The following is a 17278-nucleotide window of genomic DNA, read 5'->3' on the forward strand; positions in this document are numbered from 1 at the left end:
TTTTTAATAGACTGTGTCCATAGCCTGAGAAAAGTATTCAGTAAATTTGATAGAGTTTAATACAAAAGCTTTACATAAATAATACAAAACCAGGATCTGAAGTAATGAAAAAAGTAATCGTTGATATGGATGGGGTAATGGCAGATGTATACCATCAGCTGGTACAATTTGAGAAAAGAGATACAGGAAGGGAAATCGAAATCAGAGAAACGGCCGGAAGACCGGAAATAGAGGCTTTTCCAAACGGAAAGAAACACGTTAATGAAATTGGGTTTTTCAGAACATTACCTGTGATGGAAGGAAGCCGTGAAGCGATGGAGTACCTGAACAATAAATACGAGCTGTACATTGTCTCTGCGGGAATGGAATTTCCGAACAGTCTTAGAGAAAAATATGACTGGCTGGCCGAACATTTTCCGTTCATCGGTTGGGAACAGATCGTCCTTTGTGGGAGTAAAAGGGTGGTGTCAGGAGATGTGATGATCGATGATTATCCCAAAAATCTGGATCATTTCACAGGAGAAAGACTCATCTTTACCCAACCTCACAATGAGTTGATTGAAAATGAAACCTACAGAAGAGTGAATTCATGGGAAGAAATCATGAACATTTTGTAGAAACAGGTGGAAATTTGAATAATTTTAGAATTATTGTCTTAAAGGATGTAATAATTAAAATAACTTTAACTAAAAGGATATTAAATTTAATAAGGCTTTATGAATGTTAGGAGCTTTAAATAAATAAGTTTGCATCAAACTTTTAACATGAAAAAACGCAATGTTATATTCTTCCTTTTGACTGCTTCTTTCTTCAATGCACAAGTCATTTCAGGAACCATTATCTCTAAAAATGAAAACCAGCCTATTCCTTATGTGAAAATTGGCGTGGCAAAGAAAACCACCGGAACAATCTCCGACGGTAAAGGAAAATTTTCAATTGATGTTTCCAATCTGGACGCCCAGCAAAAGATAAAGATTGAAGTACCCGGATATGATGTTTATGAAGAATCGGTACAGAATTTCAAAAAGCATGATCAACAGAAAATATTTTTAACGGAAAGAACTAAAAATATTAAAGAAATTGCAATCAGGCCGAAGAAGCTTGTGGATAAAAACTGGGGCGTAAAAACAAAAACCAAAAGTGTTTTATACTTCGTTAATCCGGCGGGGAATAAAGACAATTTTCTGGGGGAAACCGCATTAGAATTTAACGCAAAGAAAAGGTCGAAAATCAGAAATATTAATCTGAATATCGCCCGTTATGTTTCCACTGAGCCGGTTTTGATGCGATACAGTATTTACAGTGAAAAAGACGGTTTTCCGGATAAAAATATCCTGGACGAAGAAATTACAGTGCAGCTTACTGAAGATATGATTAAAGACGGAACCTACACTCTTGATGTGAATGAACATAACATCTGGGTGAAAGGAAAGTTTTTTGTGGGAATTCAGTTTTTAAAAGAATTTAATGGAAGCATTAAAATCAGCGCCGCTTTGTTCAAAACAGGATTTATAAGAGAGTTTTATGGAGATTGGAAAAAAATGTCTATTGCGGCACCTGCCATTAATATCGATGTGAAAATGGATAAAAACGGAAAAGATACAAAAGATGATGATGACGGAGGCTATTCGGATGAAGCTCAGGAATGGCTGCGGGATAATACCAAAAATATTGAAGAAGCCAACCAATCAATATATGGTAAAAATGAATCTGCAGGAAATTCTCTGAAGTTAAAGGATACTGATCTTTATTATGAAGTCTATGGAGAAGGCGAGCCGCTGGTATTGCTGCATGGCAATTCCGGAAGTATAAAAGATTATTACCAGCAGATCCCTGTTTTATCCAAGCAGTATAAAGTTATTGCGATTGATACCAGAGGTCAGGGGAAAAGTAAAGATACTTCTAAAAAAGATTTTACCTATAAATTATTTGCAGATGATTTGAAAGCTTTGGCAGATTATCTGAAATTGGAAAAAATTAATATCGTTGGCTGGAGTGATGGCGGAAATACAGGATTGGAATTTGCATTGAAATATCCGGATCGCCTTAATAAGTTGGTGACCATTGGAGCCAATGCTTTTCCTGAAGGGGTACAAAATCAACTCATAGAACGCTTCACAAGCCAAATGACACAGCTGAATCAGATAGGAGGAGCCCACGCAATCAATGAACTAAGACTTCTGAAAATCATGCTTACCGAACCCAATATCAGTAAAAAAGATTTAAATACAATAAAAAGCCCGGTATTGGTGATTGCCGGTGATAAAGACGTCATCAAACCTGATCACACGGAATTGCTTGCCAAAGAAATTCCCAATGCCGAAAAGAAAATCTATAAAGATACCACCCATATGGTTCCTTATGAGAGACCGGATGAACTGAATACAGACATTTTGAGTTTCCTCGGAAAGAAGTAAATAAGCAGGGGAAAAGTAAAAGCCGGAAATGTAAAAAGCTCCTTTTGATTTCAACATTGAAATTAAAAGGAGCTTTTTTGAGTAATTGGAAAGTAAATTTAAAATTGATATTTGAGGCTTCTAAAACTTCCATGCCCATTTCTCATCAATCCAGTGTCAGTCTTTTCAAAGACCAGGAATTTCCGTTATAAATATCAAGATCTACCTTAGTATTGATGCCATGAACAATTCCGTTTTCTGTAAACTGCCAGAAATCCCATCGGTCGTCAGGAGAAGGAGACGGGACATCATTGTAATTGGCCAGCCAGAGCGGATAATCATCAAATTCGCCTTTCAATAAATCTTTATAATAATGATAATAGGTGTATATGATAGGTTTCTTACCGTAAGATTCTTCTACAATTTTACACCATACTTTCAGGTCCTCAACCAGTTTTTTATTGGTTTTACGTTTTGGTATTTTTTCGATGTCTAAAATAGGAGGGAGGTCTCCACTTTCCAGTTTTACATTTTCAAGAAAATTATTGGCCTGTATAATCGGATCTTCATCAGCCCTGTAGAAATGATAGGCCCCACGGATAAGATCGTGTTTTTTAGCTTCGCCCCAAAATTCACCAAAATGTTTATCTGCACTCCTGTTTCCCATGGTAGCACGCATCACAACAAACTCTAGCGGAATCGTTTTGTTCCCGATGCTGAGGCTGTCCCATTTAATATCTTCCCTGTTCTGATAATGAGAAATATCGAAACCATACGTCTTGTCAAGATTGCTGCTGATGATTCTCTGGATTCTCAGGGATTCTTTTTCGCTGTTGTGAAGTTTTTTATGCTTAAACTTATTAAAGTACAAAGCATAATAATAGCTGACGGATTGTTTTAAATAAAAACCGGTGCCTATTAAAGCAACTATAAGGATTGCCAATATCACCCATCTGCGGAAAAAATACTTCTTCCGTCTGGTCTTATGGAGCTGTTTGGCAGTTTTTTTGGTGTACTTTTTTGGTGTCATAAAGTTTTGCAAAACTAACTTTTTTCACTACTAAATGCTAAATAAAATCAGTAAATTTGTGTATTATGGAAACACGCGAAAAAATCATCATTATTGGAGGAGGATTTGCGGGGCTGCAGCTTGCAAAAACATTGAATAACAAGAACAAAAAGGTCATTGTTCTGGATCGGATGAATCATCATATGTTTCAGCCGCTTTTTTATCAGGTAGCCTCAGGAAGGATAGAACCTTCCAATATTTCTTTCCCTTTCAGAAAGATTTTTCAGCAATCCAGAAACACACAATTCCGGATGACGGATGTCCGGGAAATAGATCCTGTCAACAATAAGGTGATCACCGATGAGGCAGAATTTACCTATGACAAACTCATCATTGCAACAGGTTGTAAAACTAATTTTTTCGGTAATAAGGAACTTGAAGGGAAAGCCTTCGGGATGAAGAATACCCAGGAAGCAATCAGCATCAGAAATCACGTTCTGATGACCTTTGAGAAGCTGATCATAGAAAAAAGCAGAAGTGATGACGGAAACTGGAACATCGTTATCGTAGGGAGCGGACCTACCGGAGTAGAACTGGCAGGCGCTTTTGCAGAAATGAAAAAAGACATTCTTCCCAGAGATTATCCTTATATGAACTTTGATCATTTGAAGATCATTCTGGTAAGTTCTACAGAAAAACCTCTTGCGGTCATGAGTAAAGAGGCCCAGGACAAATCGGAGAAGTACCTTAAAGACCTTGGGGTAACCTTCATGAGCGGAGAAGTGGTGACAGAATATGACGGCGATATAGTACACCTGAAAAGTGGAAAAGAAATTCCATCCAACAACGTAATCTGGGCGGCAGGGGTTACAGGAAATGTAATAGACGGTTTCCCGGAAGATAAATTGGTACGAAACAGATATATCGTTGATCGGTACAATAAAATAAAAGGCTACGATAATATTTATGCCATTGGAGATATTGCCTATATGGAAACCCCTAAATATCCACAGGGACATCCACAGGTGGCCAACGTAGCTATTAATCAGGCAAAAAATTTAGGTAAAAATCTTTTAAAGAAAAATCAGACTGAGTGGAAAGAATACGAGTATGATGACAAAGGTTCACTGGCTACTATCGGAAAGCACAGAGCCGTTGTCGACCTGCCATTTATCAAGTTTCAGGGATTTCTGGCCTGGTATTTCTGGATGTTTCTCCATTTAATGTTAATTTTGAGCGTTCGAAATAAGCTGGCCATATTCTTCAACTGGATGTGGAGCTATATCAACAAGGATTCTTCTTTAAGATTAATTATTATACCTACTAAGAAAAACGGAACATTACAATGAGAATTGATATAATAAGCGTACTTCCTGAATTGATGGAAAGCCCGTTTAAAACCTCTATTTTGAAAAGAGCGATGGATAAAGGGCTGGCAGAAGTACATTTTCATCACCTGAGAGACTGGGCGATCAACAAGCACAGACAGATTGATGATGAACCGTACGGCGGTGGTGCAGGAATGGTGATGATGGTGGAGCCGTTAGACAATTGTATTTCAGAGTTGAAATCCCAAAGAAATTATGATGAGGTCATCTATCTGACGCCTGATGGAGTTACTCTAAATCAGAAAATAGCGAATACGCTCTCAATAAAAGAAAATCTGATTTTCCTTTGTGGACACTATAAAGGAATAGATCAGAGAGTAAGAGATCTTCATATTACAAAAGAAATCTCGATAGGAGATTATGTTCTCACAGGTGGGGAACTTGCAGCTTGCGTTCTTGCAGACTCCATCATAAGATTGCTTCCGGGAGTTTTGAATGATGAACAAAGTGCTTTGACGGATAGCTTTCAGGACGATCTTTTATCACCACCCATTTATACACGGCCGGAAAGTTATAAAGGACTTGAAGTTCCGAAAATTTTACTGAGCGGAAATTTCGGTAAAATAGAAGAATGGCGCCATGAGGAAGCAGTAAGGATTACCAGAGAAAAACGTCCTGATCTCCTTTAAAAAAAGCGTTATCTATGCCTACTTGAGCATTTATTTTTTAAAATATTCCATTTGAAGTTATTATAAATGGAATAATATTTGTTATATGTGTAGGTGGATAGAAAATTATCAATATTTTTAGTTTCAAATTAAAATTTTATTTTCATTATTCTATAATTCGTGTATTTTTAAATTCTGAATTATATGTTAAATTATTAAAATTTTTGAAAAATTAATTCACTATAAGTGATTTTATTGAGATTTTTTGTTATATTTGAACTGTTTCTTATTGGAAATTGATTTTAGCCTATGTGAAGGAATCAATGAAATTTGAAAAAAAAATAATAAATTTATATTTAGAAAAAGAACATAATAAATAAAAGTATAGAAATTAATGTTGATGGAACTGTTCTCTTTTTATAATGTTGAAAATTTATTTTTACCCGATCCGAAACCTGTACACCATTTAGATCCTACCCGGTCAGGCTTAAGGAATTGGGATGAAAAGAGATACCAAAATAAGATTTTTAAAATCTCACATGTATTTCAATTGATGAAGGAGGAGAACGGCGTATTGCCGTTTATTATCGGTTTATCCGAAGTTTCCGGAAGGAAAGTTTTGGAAGACCTTGTGGAGCTGGAACCTTTTCATTCACAATATGGAATTGTACATTACAATTCTATGGACGAAAGAAAAGTGGATGTAGCCATGTTATATGATAAAAATAAAGTAGAGGTCATTGATTCTGAAACCATTACTTTCTTTTTTGAAATAGAAAATAAAAACACTGGAAATTACGACACAACCAGAGATGTACTTTTTTCAAAAATTAAATATAAAGAGGAGATTATTAATGTCTTTATCGCCCATCTTCCCTCTAAGCGCGAGAAAGATATCAATAAACCCAAAAGAGCCTTTATATTGAACGAGGTCCGCGAGCGGATCATGAAAATTGTAGATACAGACAAGGAACATGTCATATTGTGTGGTGACTTTAACGAAAACCCGGATGATGAAAATTTAGTACAAATTCTCTATGACAACGATCATGAGAAGGTTCTAATGAACCCTTTTCAACAGTTGTTTTCTACAAGAAATTATTCTACTTTTCATTATAAATCTGGATTGCTGTATGATCAGATCATAATGTCGAGATCTCTTCTTGACAATAAGACACTGGCCTTTCAGGATGCGCATATTTTCAATTCTGAAAAAATCAGCAGCAGAACCAGAAATTTTGAAGGACGACCTTTCCGAACTTATGCCGGTACACGGTATTTAGGAGGATATAGCGATCATTTCCCGGTTTTTGTAACATTTAAAAGCTTACAGTAAAAAAACATAAATAATAAAAAAGTAGAAAATGAAAAATTCGAGCAACACAAGCTATCATTTAGATTCAATCGACAAGGAAATCATCTACATGCTGATGGATAATGCTAAAACTTCTTTAGCTCACATTTCGAAGAATGTAGGGATTTCCACAACAGCAGTACATCAAAGAATTAAAAAACTGGAACACGCAGGCGTGATTGAAAATTCTATTTCATTCCTTAATCCTAAAAAAATCGGGTATAAGGTCATCTCTTATATCGGTGTGTTTCTGGATCAGCCAAGCCATTACCCGGACGTGGTAAAGTCTTTGCATGATATTAATGAAGTGGTGGAAGCCCATTACACAACAGGAAACTATACTATTTTCCTGAAGGTTCTGTGTAAAGATAATGATCACCTTATGCAGATCCTGAGTAAACTTCAGAAACTGAAAGGAGTAACAAGAACAGAAACCTTTATCTCTTTAGAACAAGGAATTTACAGACAATTGAAAGTATAACGATATGAACATAGCCCAATATTTGGATTCAACTTACCTGAAAACACCGGAACAGTCAGGTATTTCCAACGAAGAAACACTTCAGAAAGATAAAGAACTTGCTCAGGAAGCGATTGATAATGGCATTTTTGCCGTAATGATCCGCCCTGATTATGTAGCAGAAATCAAGAAATATATTCAGGAAAGAAATTCAAATGTTGCAGTAGGAACTGTAATAGGCTTCCATGAAGGAACCTATACTGTTGAAGAAAAACTTGCAGAAGCTTCGAAAGCAATTGAAGACGGAGCAGATGAACTGGATTTTGTGATCAATTACCAAGCCTATCTTCAGGGTGATATTGAACTGGTAAAAAATGAATTTGTAGAAGGTACCAGATTGGGATTGGCGAACCACAAAATTACAAAATGGATCATTGAGATCGCCGCCCTAAATGATACTCAGATTGCTGATCTTACCAAAAATATTGCAGTCTGGGCGGAAGAGAATTTCTCGGAAAATGATTTACCCCATATTTTTGTGAAATCTTCAACAGGTTTCTATCAAACTACAGGTGGAAAACCTAACGGAGCAACATTCGAAGGAATAAGAATCATGCTGGATAATGCAGGAAAGCTTCCTGTAAAAGCAGCCGGAGGCGTAAGAACACCTGAAGATGCTGAAAAAATGATCAGCATGGGAGTAAAAAGAATCGGAACCTCTTCAGCATTGGCTTTGATCAAAGATGAATCTACCTCAGAAGGATATTAGAATCAATATTCAGAAAATAAAAAAACCATCAAATTATTTGATGGTTTTTTGTTTTATACCTGTTCCTGATATTCTTCGTAAAACTGTTGCGTTTCTTGGATTAAGCTGTTCATTTCTTCCAGGGTGAAAACCTCCAGGAATTTTTTTCTGAACTCCTTAAAGTGAGGGATTCCTCTGAAATAATTGCTGTAATGCTGTCTCATTTCTACCAGACCCAGTCTTTCTCCTTTCCATTCCGCACTCCATTCCGCATGTTGACGTACGGCAAGTAAACGGTCAGAAATCGTAGGCTCCGGCAAGTGCTCGCCTGTCTTAAAGAAATGCTTGATTTCATTAAAAATCCAAGGATAACCGATTGCTGCACGCCCGATCATGATTCCGTCACATGCATATTTCTGCTTGTAAGCCAATGCTTTTTCCGGAGAGTCTATATCACCGTTTCCAAAAATTGGAATTTCAATATTAGGATTCTGTTTGATTCTTGAAATATGTTCCCAGTCTGCTTCCCCTTTGTACATCTGTGCACGGGTTCTGGCATGGATGGTCAATGCTTTGATTCCTGTTTCCTGTAAACGTTCTGCTACTTCATCAATATTGATACTAGTACTGTCCCATCCTAAACGGGTTTTTACGGTTACAGGCAGGTGAGTAGAGCTTACAACAGCTTTTGTAAGACGAACCATCAGGTCAATATCTTTCAATACTCCTGCTCCTGCTCCTTTACACACCACTTTTTTTACCGGGCATCCAAAATTAATATCAACAAGATCGGGGTTTACAGTTTCCACAATTCTTGCAGACATGGCCATAGCCTCTTCGTCACCTCCAAAAATCTGGATCCCTACTGGTCTTTCATAATCGAAAATATCCAGTTTCTTACGGCTCTTGATCGCATCACGAATTAAGCCTTCGGAAGAAATAAATTCCGAATACATCAGGTCTGCACCATGCATTTTACACAAACGTCTGAACGGAGGATCACTTACGTCTTCCATCGGAGCCAGCAAAAGTGGAAATTCCGGCAGTTCTATGTTGCCTATTTTTATCATGGTGCAAATTTACAAAATTCTAAATATCCGGAAGTATGATATTATCTATTGATGTGATGGGTGAGTTTGAGAGCTTTAGGGGGGAGGGTTTGAGGGAGGAAGAGTATTAGAGTATTAGAGTATTAGAGTATTAGAGTATTAGAGTGGGTAGTGCGGAAGGAAAGGAGTTTATAAGAAATAACTAATTTTAAACCTTAAACCTTAAACCTTAAACCTTAAACCTTAAACCTAGAAACTAGCTTTTACCTGCATACTTCCAATGTGGATGGTTCTGTCACCGGAATTTCGACCTTCATAGTTTAAATTCAACTGGATGAAAGAGTTGATTGCCTGTTGGATGAATACACTCCATACCTGGTTTTTTCCGGGTTTCAGACCATCAAGCATCTGGTTTCCTACAATACTGAAATTATTTCCCGTAAAGTTGTTACTGATAAAGGAGAAATTTCCACGGATAGACGTTTTTCTACGTTCCCACTGGATCGTTCCGGTAACATCAAAAGCCTTCAATAGCTCTTCGCCATCTATTCTTTGTTTTTGACGGAAAGCGGAAGAAAGCTCTGCCTGAATTGCATCCGTAAATTTGTAGGTAGCTTTAGGTTTGGTTTCAAAATTATTGAGACGGTAATCTCTGGTCGCAAATAGCTGAGACGAGTTTTTTATATCATGTACAGAATTTTCCCAGTCAACCCTGAATTCTTTATTGAACCAATATCCGATATTCAGGAAGTGAGAAGTCTGTTCACGCTCCTCATTACTGAAGTTTGCGTTGATCAGGTTATCATTGATGATCATCCGGTAATTTCCGTTCCATCCTGATTTATCCGTAGGGTTGAATTGTACGGAGGTCAGAATATTTTGGTTTTTAAGGATCTGATCACTGTTTTTTTCAAAAGGGTTCAGAACCAGAACTTTGTCTTTTTTATAGAAAGAGTTTTGTGAGTTTAATGAAATATTGAAATTCCAACGCTTTAAGAAGGCATTTTCCGAATTGAAAACAATCGCTGGATTAACGAATAAAGCCAGCTGAAGCTTGTTCTTATTGGATGGAATATATCTTACCGAATTGGTATAAACCCGAATGTATTTGGCTAAATCGGAATATTCGGCAATTTCAAATTCATCGAGCTGCTGAATACCATCTCCGTTGTAATCTGTCCATTTATAGATTCCCTGCCCATCCGTTACCTTTATGTATTGGAATTCTCTCTGTGCTTCCTGCCCGTTACCAAGCTCATAAAATGCCTGAAGACGCATCCCGTTTCTGAAAAGCTGCTGGTTGTAAAGAATGTTCCCGACCACAAAGTCATTGTTTCTGCTCACGTCCCCTTCCGCTCCTGAATAGAAAAACTTTCTGTAATGAATTAAAGCATTCAAGGTGGTTCTTTCCGTTTTGATGATCTGGCTTTCTGCCATGAACCCGAGGATATTGTTCATATTCTGAAGCCTGTTGTCACGCACAGAGTCATTGTCTCTCATATAGACTTTTGCCAATAATTTAGTACGGGTGCTGTCTCCGATTTTCTTTTGTAAGAAAATTTCTTTCCAGCTGAAACTAGTAACATCCATAAGCTGGGTGTCATTGTATTTCTTTTCATTGTGCTCCATACTTCCCCCGATGGTCCAGCTTCCTTTTTTACCGGTAAATTCTGTGGATACTCCGCCACGAATAAATTTGGTATCCTGAAGGGTGGCATTGGTATTCAGATAAGATAGATTTCCTTTGGTAAAGAATTTTCCAGTGATCCATCCGAAGTCCAGGTCGTTTTTAATCCCTTTATATGAATTTTGCTCGTTAAGATAATTGACACGATAATTTAACGTAGACTTATTATTCCATTTATTCAAAAAGCTGAAAATAAATCTGTTTTGGGTCTTCTTATTAAATTCCTGGGCTAAGTTGAAATCTCTTGAGAATTCCACATCATTGATACGGTCCAGAATATGGAATTGTTTGTCGATATATTGGTATTCAAAACTAGGCGTTCCTTTCCATGCATTTTTGGTAAAACTTTTATTTCCAAAAATACGCCATGCATACCCGATATTCTGATCGGAATCCTTTGAAGAAAACAGATTGACATCGTAGTTGCTAAGAGAAATGTCAGCCCCTATTTTCCCTTCATTCAGCAAATATTCTGAATTTAAAGAGTATACCTGAGATTTCTGTGGCGAAGGAAGTTTTCTTACCGCCCTATAATCTCCCTGATTAGGACCTACATATTGGAAAACTCTTCCGTTATTAGTCGTTTGTGCTATTTTATAATCTCCCAGATTAACCCCGAAATAAGTAAACGAAACCTGATAAAGTGTTAAGCTGGAATCTGTGGAAAATTCATAATTTCCGGCAGTATTTAAACGGTATAAAATTTTATTGACATCATATTCTGTAATCACTCCTGATGGGGCATACATCAGATTAGGATCATTTCCTGCATCTGCTAAAATCTGCTCATCCTCTTTAGAAAGGCTCAAAGCAAGTGGTGCATTTTTGTTATCATTTTCCATGAACCAGTTCAGACCCACTTTGAATCTTTCTCTCTGATGTTCAAGCTTTCCTGTAAACAAATACCTTGAATAGTTCCTGTTGGCATAGTTATAGGAAATCGTGATGAAATTCTGTTGGAAAATAGGGCGGAAACTGGTAAAGGTAACCTCACCAGTGTTATAATTAATGATATAGTCCTGGTTTTCTCCCCGTTTCATTAGGATCCCGTCTATAAAGACCTGTTCAGATCCGGAGATAAGGGTTATAAACTGTTCCCCGTTTTTACCCGTCAGACGGTAAGGTCCCTGGTTTCCTTCAACCCCCTGAAAACGAATTCTGTGAAATTCACTTCGCGCAACCCCGGCAGAAATATCTACGAAGGTTTTATTGTCTTTGCCAATTTCTGTCTGGAACTGGATCCCCATGCTTCTTCGCTGGTACTTGGCAAAATAGTTTTTAGCTTCTACAAGATCAAGGTGTCCGGCTCTGAGAATCGACTTTTCCTTAATATTAAGCTGCATATAGATCTTATCGAATTCCTCTAAGGTCTGAGTGTATCCATCGGCCTGAATAGGCAGGTTGTGGTCTGAGATACTCGCCAGAATGGTAACATCTTTGGAAAGTCTTCCGGAAATCTGAAGATCCATGGAACTCTGTACAGACTGTCCCTGATTATTACCGAAAGTAATTCCCCGGATAATAGATCCTTTGGAATTTAGTTCTCCTAAGAATCTTTTTTTATCATTTTTGGCCAATACAGCTTCATCAATGACAATCTTATTATTGGTTCTTATAAAATCCAGGGTGTCTTTTGCAAAAAGATCCTGTTCAAGCCTTGCAGCAAGTATACTGTCTCTTTTTATGCTGTCTTCAGGGACGTTAGGATTTTTCCACGAAAATACCTGAGCATTTCCTGAAAATATGCCTAAGAAAAAAAATACGATTAGGATAATAAAATTCCGCAAGTCCTGAAAAATAATGCGTAAAAATAATTAAAAAATGTTAACACGACCAGATCAACTATTATTAACAGAAATTTAATCCAAATATTGTGAGGTCCAAAAAAATAAATGTAATTTAGCCCTGAAATTATTAATAACAAAAATTTTTAAAATCATGAAAAAACTTTATTCGTTTTTTGCTACAGTAATGTTAGCAAGTGGAATTTTTGCTCAAACAGTATTTAGTGCAACATTTGATGATGTAACAGGTACTGGAGGAAATGATGGAGGATGGAGCGGTAGTGCTGCAGGTACTTCATTTCAAGATGGAACAACATCATATACAACTGGTGGAAATTGGAATTTTTCTAAGGTTTACAAAGGAAATGGATGTCTTAAGGCGGGAACAAGTAATACAAAAGGATCTATTACCACTCCAACTATCAATTTAACTGGGGCAGCTACTTTAACATTTAGAGCTGGTGCTTGGGATGGAAACAGTGAAAAAACTACTTTAAATATATCTGCAACTGGTGCTACTTTAAGCCAAGCAACTGTAACAATTGTAAAAGGAGCATTTTCTAATTTTACAGTAGATATTACAGGAGCTACAGGAGCTGTAACGCTTACATTTGAGGGATCAGCAGCTTCTAATAGCAGATTCTTTATTGATGATATTGTTGTAAGTACTGCAACACTAGGTGTAGTAGACGCTAAAAACGTAAAATCAGCAAACTTTGTGAAAAATTCTTACGTTAAAAACAACGAAATTACTTTCGGTGCAGACGTTAAGGATGTAAAAGTTTTCAACATGTTCGGACAGCTGATAAAAGAAGCTTCTGTAAAACAAAACGGAACAGTAAATGTTGCTGAGTTAGCAAAAGGAAACTATATTGTGACAGGTACTGTAAACAACCAGCCGGTATCTCAAAAAATTCTTAAAGACTAATCATCTTTTTAAGATCAAAATATAAACAGCCATTTCATCGAAATGGCTGTTTTTTATTGTGATTATTTCATAATTTGGTGGTATCTTTTTTGATATTTTTATAATGAAACCATTTTTTAAATTGATATGATGAAAAAAATCTTTACTGTTGTTGGTTTAGTATGCATTACAGCATTTACAAGTGCTCAGATTGTGATCAGCGAGATTTATGGAGGTGGGGACAATCCTGATGCAGCTTCGAAGTATAGTTATATCATGCTCAAAAATATCGGGACCAATCTGGTTTCTTTAACGGGGGCAAGTATACAATATGCTCCGGCGGTAGGTGCATTTACGCAATATCACACTTTACCGGATCTTACTTTGGGGCCGGATCAAACTTACCTGATTCAGGAGGCGGCTATTGAAAAAGGGACTGAAAATTTACCGACACCGGATTTTATAGCAACGATCATTACCAATTTTGACGGGACTCCCAATAATTCTTCGGGAATAAATATTTCAGGAGTGTCCGGTAAAATAGCCTTAGCAGGAAATATTGTACAGGTTGCAGGGCCAAAATCACCCAATGTCCTGGATTTTGTAGGATATGGAGTGAATGCAGATCAATATAAAGGAGATCAGCCCGCCGCTTCCCCTATGATAACAACAGCTTTAAAAAAAGAGAATAAGACAGATACCATTACAGATCTTCTGTTTGAAGGAACAGTGAAGTCCGGTTTTGTACAGAATCCTTATATCAGAGATGGAAAAATTCTTTTCGGAACCGAAGTTCGGGATGTGAAAGTATATGATAATTACAGACAGGTCGTGAAAAAATCACCTACAAAGCTGGCGACAAGTCTGGATATTTTAGAACTGGCCAAAGGAACTTATATTGTAACAGGTACCATTAATAATGTTCCTATTTCCCAGAAAATTGTGAAAGATTAGTCTTAATAAACAAAAGAACAGCTCACTACAATGAATTGTTCTTTTATTTTTGTGGATCATAATATCCTTATATTTTTGATGATTTGTTTTCCTAATACCATCCTCTTCTGGCCGCATTGATAATTGAACCAAGATTCAGCACCAGCGTATATCTGATTCGTTTTGCATAGTCTTTGAAGGACGGTTCAAAGCCCAGCGACGACTGTATCGGGAAATAAACTTCTAAAAAGTCAGGGATGATTCTTACTTTGACACCACTGTCCCATATGAATTTTGCAGGAAGGTCTTTATTTTTATAAATTCCAGCATCAGCATATACATGGAATATCTTCCAGATACTGGAGTCTACGTTCATAGAAGTGATCCATTGGTTGACTGTTCCAGGAAGAAATGATTTAAAACCACCATCAGCCAGGATAAACTGTTGTGAAAGAAGACCGCTGTTGGCACTTTCTCCTAAAAGGGTGTACGAAAATGAATAATTCGAAACTCTTGAAATTCCATAGTCGAACAGATCATTTCGGGTGTTATTTCTTAAAAAATAGCCGGCAAATAAACGTACACTAAGTTTTTGTTTAGGTGCAAATTCCCATCTGTAGAAGCCTTCAGCAGTTATTTTATTGAAGTCTTCCATTCCCTGGGTACTCAGGCTGAAACTTTTTTCATGGATCATCTGGCTGTCACTGTATCCATAGCCGATACTCCAGAGATTATATTTACTATAGTCGTCATTGGCAACCATCAGAGGGCTCAGATCTCTTTCAAAATAATTATAAGAGGCTCCGATGCTTCTGCTCACAGTACTTCTTGGATTCTTTCTGAAGCTGATCGATGAAGATATAGATGTTTTTCTGTAGGCCAATCCATAATCATAGTGAAAATACGCTCCCGAAACTCCAAAAGTCAGGCTTCGGATAATGCTTTCAGCAGGCATGAAAGAGTAGGAGACTGCTCCTGAACCGGTAAGTTTTCCTGTTCCGGTACTATAAGTAGGGGTAACTGAATACAGAAATTTCTGATCAAAAAAAGATTGATTTTTCAGGTTAACTCCTAAGAGAAATTTATCATACGTGTTGTTGAAACGTACTCTGGGGCTGATATAAATTTCATTATATTCCGGATTGGGAATATCTTTTATTAATTTAAGTTTAATTTTTTTCGCGTTGGAGAACAGCCCTTTTGCATACAGAAAGTTATCTCTGTAATTCGATTCAGGGAAGATATAACCACTGTTCAGTGTCATTTTGTAGATGTTGTCTGAAGCGGGAAGGGATAAGCTGGTGATACGCTGATTTTCCTCCGTATCAATCCAATAGGCTTTTTTCTCTCCTTCTTTGGTTTCTGTTTCCAGTTTTACAGGGATGGCAACATCCGTATTTCTTGCAATTCTGATCTGTAGAGAATCGTTTTCCTTTTTGATATGTTTCAGTTTGAAATCAACTCTGTTTTTCTGCTTAAAAAAGTTAGACAGATAACTTGCTGATTTATTCTTTTCAGATAGGTCGGTCAGAAATTCTTCAGGATTGATTTTTTTTCCTGAGTTTTTAGAAATATAATTTTTTACAATATCATTGAAAGAATCTTCACCCATTTTATCCGCAGAATAGCTGAACAGGCTTCCGGTTTCAAAGCTGCTGATTGCCATGTCATTAAAATTACTGAGAACGGGAAAGACTTCATCAATCTTCTGATCCAGATTCTGTAACATGATATACTGATAAGCCAGTCCATAGCGGTCCAGAAGTTTTACTTGTGAGGCATGGAATATTTTTAAAGGCTTAATTCCGAATATTTTGGCTTCCGGTAAAGTTCCCAAAAGCTTGGTATCCTGATAAAACTTTTTCAGGTACTGAATTTCAAGATATGATTTTAAGCCGTTTTTGAACCAATGATTCTTGTCTTTATCTGCAATAATGTTTTCATCAAGCACTTTTTTGGCAATGATTCCGAAATAATCAAGATCGGTCTTTTCAGCTTCGGTAAACAGTTGAAATCTGAATTTCCAGAAAGTAATATCGTTATTTCCAAAGAAGTCTTCTTTAGCTCTGAATTTATCTGAAATAAAAATGCTTTTCGGAAGGGAGCCTATTTTTTCTTTAAGGAATTTTAAATGAAGAGGCAGATAAAATTCAAGATTCTGCTTTTCTTCAGGTTTCAGGTTGTAACCGAACTTTACTTCAGTATCGGTTCCGTCAACATTGACTTTTATACTCGGATATTGGCTCAGAGAAATCAGGAATTCAGGATCCGAATCCAGATAGCCTTTGAAAGAGTTCATCTGTATCTGTGGAAGATTTCCTTCAACAAAGGTATTGACAGGGATGTCAAAATTGACTGTCCAGAATGTATTGAAGCTAACGGGTTCTTCAATGTCGTGGTAGTTTCTTTTATCCCTATTGTCCGGATCAAAATGATCCGGAACAATAAAGAAATATTTTAAGGCAACATTCTGGCCGGCTGTTCCGTATCCCGTAAATTGATGATCGGGAAGCTGCATCCGGTAGTGAAGCTGCAAAGTAACACTTTCACCAGGTTTTAATGCCGCTTTCAGAGGAATGAAAAGATTTTCATCTGAAAGTGTACTTACGGGAATCTCTTCGTGATCTGAATTTTTAACATTCAATTCAAGAAGTTTTCCCAATTGATGATTTTTCGCAAAATGCAAATCATTATTCCGGTCTTCCAGTTTTCTGTAGACCAGAGAAGTTCCCCGCTTGTTGTAGGCGGAAACCCAGTTGAGAAGTTTTACTGTATTCAGATCTTTATCAGAATGATTGTAATAGACAATCTCCTGGTTGACCTCAAGGTTTTTTTTGTCAGGAGACAGTTTAGCTTCAATATAAATACTGTCTTTCTGAGCAGAAACTTGTATAACTCCCCAAAACAAAATAAGGCAAATGCTGAACTTTTTCAAATATCGGTGATAAAGCCCAA

At 37.0% G+C, this 17278-nt stretch carries 13 protein-coding genes; 9 read left to right on the forward strand and 4 right to left on the reverse strand.

The features are described 5' to 3' along the window. Nucleotides 1–104 precede the first annotated feature (104 nt). Together AC106K_RS25095 and AC106K_RS25100 are read left to right on the forward strand one after the other, a co-directional pair. Nucleotides 105–617: a 5' nucleotidase, NT5C type gene (locus tag AC106K_RS25095; protein WP_482448297.1), complete on the forward strand. Its 513-nt coding sequence runs from the start codon at nucleotides 105–107 to the stop codon at nucleotides 615–617. 147 nt (nucleotides 618–764) lie between these two features. Then, entirely contained in the window at nucleotides 765–2417 is a 1653-nt protein-coding gene (locus AC106K_RS25100; RefSeq protein ID WP_482448298.1) for an alpha/beta fold hydrolase, read from the forward strand. A 145-nt stretch (nucleotides 2418–2562) separates the two neighbouring features. Here AC106K_RS25100 and AC106K_RS25105 read toward each other — a convergent pair whose 3' ends face one another. Continuing rightward, a complete protein-coding gene (locus tag AC106K_RS25105; RefSeq protein ID WP_482448300.1) occupies nucleotides 2563–3426 on the reverse strand; it encodes a glycoside hydrolase family 25 protein in 864 nt (287 codons plus the stop codon). Nucleotides 3427–3491: 65 nt separating this feature from the next. Between AC106K_RS25105 and AC106K_RS25110 the strand changes: the two genes are divergently transcribed. From AC106K_RS25110 to deoC, 5 genes are all read left to right on the forward strand, one after another. Continuing rightward, nucleotides 3492–4754 carry an NAD(P)/FAD-dependent oxidoreductase gene (locus AC106K_RS25110; protein ID WP_482448302.1) on the forward strand — a complete coding sequence of 421 codons (1263 nt, stop codon included), beginning with the start codon at nucleotides 3492–3494 and terminating at the stop codon, nucleotides 4752–4754. Continuing rightward, nucleotides 4751–5422: a tRNA (guanosine(37)-N1)-methyltransferase TrmD gene (gene trmD / locus AC106K_RS25115; RefSeq protein ID WP_482448303.1), complete on the forward strand. Its 672-nt coding sequence runs from the start codon at nucleotides 4751–4753 to the stop codon at nucleotides 5420–5422. Before AC106K_RS25110 ends, trmD begins: the two co-directional genes overlap by 4 nt. Nucleotides 5423–5801: 379 nt before the next feature. Then, nucleotides 5802–6737: an endonuclease/exonuclease/phosphatase family protein gene (locus AC106K_RS25120; RefSeq protein WP_052769228.1), complete on the forward strand. Its 936-nt coding sequence runs from the start codon at nucleotides 5802–5804 to the stop codon at nucleotides 6735–6737. A 28-nt stretch (nucleotides 6738–6765) separates the two neighbouring features. Beyond that, nucleotides 6766–7236, forward strand: a complete 471-nt coding sequence (locus AC106K_RS25125) for an Lrp/AsnC ligand binding domain-containing protein (RefSeq protein WP_047490188.1) — start codon at nucleotides 6766–6768, stop codon at nucleotides 7234–7236. A 4-nt stretch (nucleotides 7237–7240) separates the two neighbouring features. Then, nucleotides 7241–7984: a deoxyribose-phosphate aldolase gene (deoC, locus tag AC106K_RS25130; protein WP_482448304.1), complete on the forward strand. Its 744-nt coding sequence runs from the start codon at nucleotides 7241–7243 to the stop codon at nucleotides 7982–7984. Nucleotides 7985–8037: 53 nt separating this feature from the next. Here deoC and dusB read toward each other — a convergent pair whose 3' ends face one another. Both dusB and AC106K_RS25140 read right to left on the reverse strand, forming a co-directional pair. Then, entirely contained in the window at nucleotides 8038–9033 is a 996-nt protein-coding gene (gene dusB, locus AC106K_RS25135; RefSeq protein ID WP_482448306.1) for a tRNA dihydrouridine synthase DusB, read from the reverse strand. A 228-nt stretch (nucleotides 9034–9261) separates the two neighbouring features. Next, entirely contained in the window at nucleotides 9262–12486 is a 3225-nt protein-coding gene (locus AC106K_RS25140) for a hypothetical protein (protein WP_482448307.1), read from the reverse strand. A 151-nt stretch (nucleotides 12487–12637) separates the two neighbouring features. On the opposite strand from AC106K_RS25140, the gene AC106K_RS25145 reads away from it, so the two are divergent. Next, nucleotides 12638–13411 carry a T9SS-dependent surface endonuclease, AS87_RS02955 family gene (locus AC106K_RS25145; RefSeq protein ID WP_482448309.1) on the forward strand — a complete coding sequence of 258 codons (774 nt, stop codon included), beginning with the start codon at nucleotides 12638–12640 and terminating at the stop codon, nucleotides 13409–13411. Nucleotides 13412–13537: 126 nt separating this feature from the next. Then, a complete protein-coding gene (locus AC106K_RS25150) occupies nucleotides 13538–14344 on the forward strand; it encodes a T9SS type A sorting domain-containing protein (protein ID WP_482448310.1) in 807 nt (268 codons plus the stop codon). Nucleotides 14345–14435: 91 nt separating this feature from the next. Here the strand turns inward: AC106K_RS25150 and AC106K_RS25155 are convergent, their stop codons facing one another. Then, nucleotides 14436–17258, reverse strand: a complete 2823-nt coding sequence (locus tag AC106K_RS25155; RefSeq protein WP_482448311.1) for a gluzincin family metallopeptidase — start codon at nucleotides 17256–17258, stop codon at nucleotides 14436–14438. Between the last annotated feature and the right edge of the window lie 20 nt (nucleotides 17259–17278).

This window comes from Chryseobacterium sp. FR048 (assembly GCF_056844665.1).

Coding starts and splice junctions, on each gene's coding strand:
- AC106K_RS25095 (WP_482448297.1), top strand. CDS start 105: ATGAAAAAAGTAATCGTTGATATGGATGGGGTAATGGCAGATGTATAC.
- AC106K_RS25100 (WP_482448298.1), top strand. CDS start 765: ATGAAAAAACGCAATGTTATATTCTTCCTTTTGACTGCTTCTTTCTTC.
- AC106K_RS25105 (WP_482448300.1), bottom strand. CDS start 3,426: ATGACACCAAAAAAGTACACCAAAAAAACTGCCAAACAGCTCCATAAG.
- AC106K_RS25110 (WP_482448302.1), top strand. CDS start 3,492: ATGGAAACACGCGAAAAAATCATCATTATTGGAGGAGGATTTGCGGGG.
- trmD (WP_482448303.1), top strand. CDS start 4,751: ATGAGAATTGATATAATAAGCGTACTTCCTGAATTGATGGAAAGCCCG.
- AC106K_RS25120 (WP_052769228.1), top strand. CDS start 5,802: ATGGAACTGTTCTCTTTTTATAATGTTGAAAATTTATTTTTACCCGAT.
- AC106K_RS25125 (WP_047490188.1), top strand. CDS start 6,766: ATGAAAAATTCGAGCAACACAAGCTATCATTTAGATTCAATCGACAAG.
- deoC (WP_482448304.1), top strand. CDS start 7,241: ATGAACATAGCCCAATATTTGGATTCAACTTACCTGAAAACACCGGAA.
- dusB (WP_482448306.1), bottom strand. CDS start 9,033: ATGATAAAAATAGGCAACATAGAACTGCCGGAATTTCCACTTTTGCTG.
- AC106K_RS25145 (WP_482448309.1), top strand. CDS start 12,638: ATGAAAAAACTTTATTCGTTTTTTGCTACAGTAATGTTAGCAAGTGGA.
- AC106K_RS25150 (WP_482448310.1), top strand. CDS start 13,538: ATGATGAAAAAAATCTTTACTGTTGTTGGTTTAGTATGCATTACAGCA.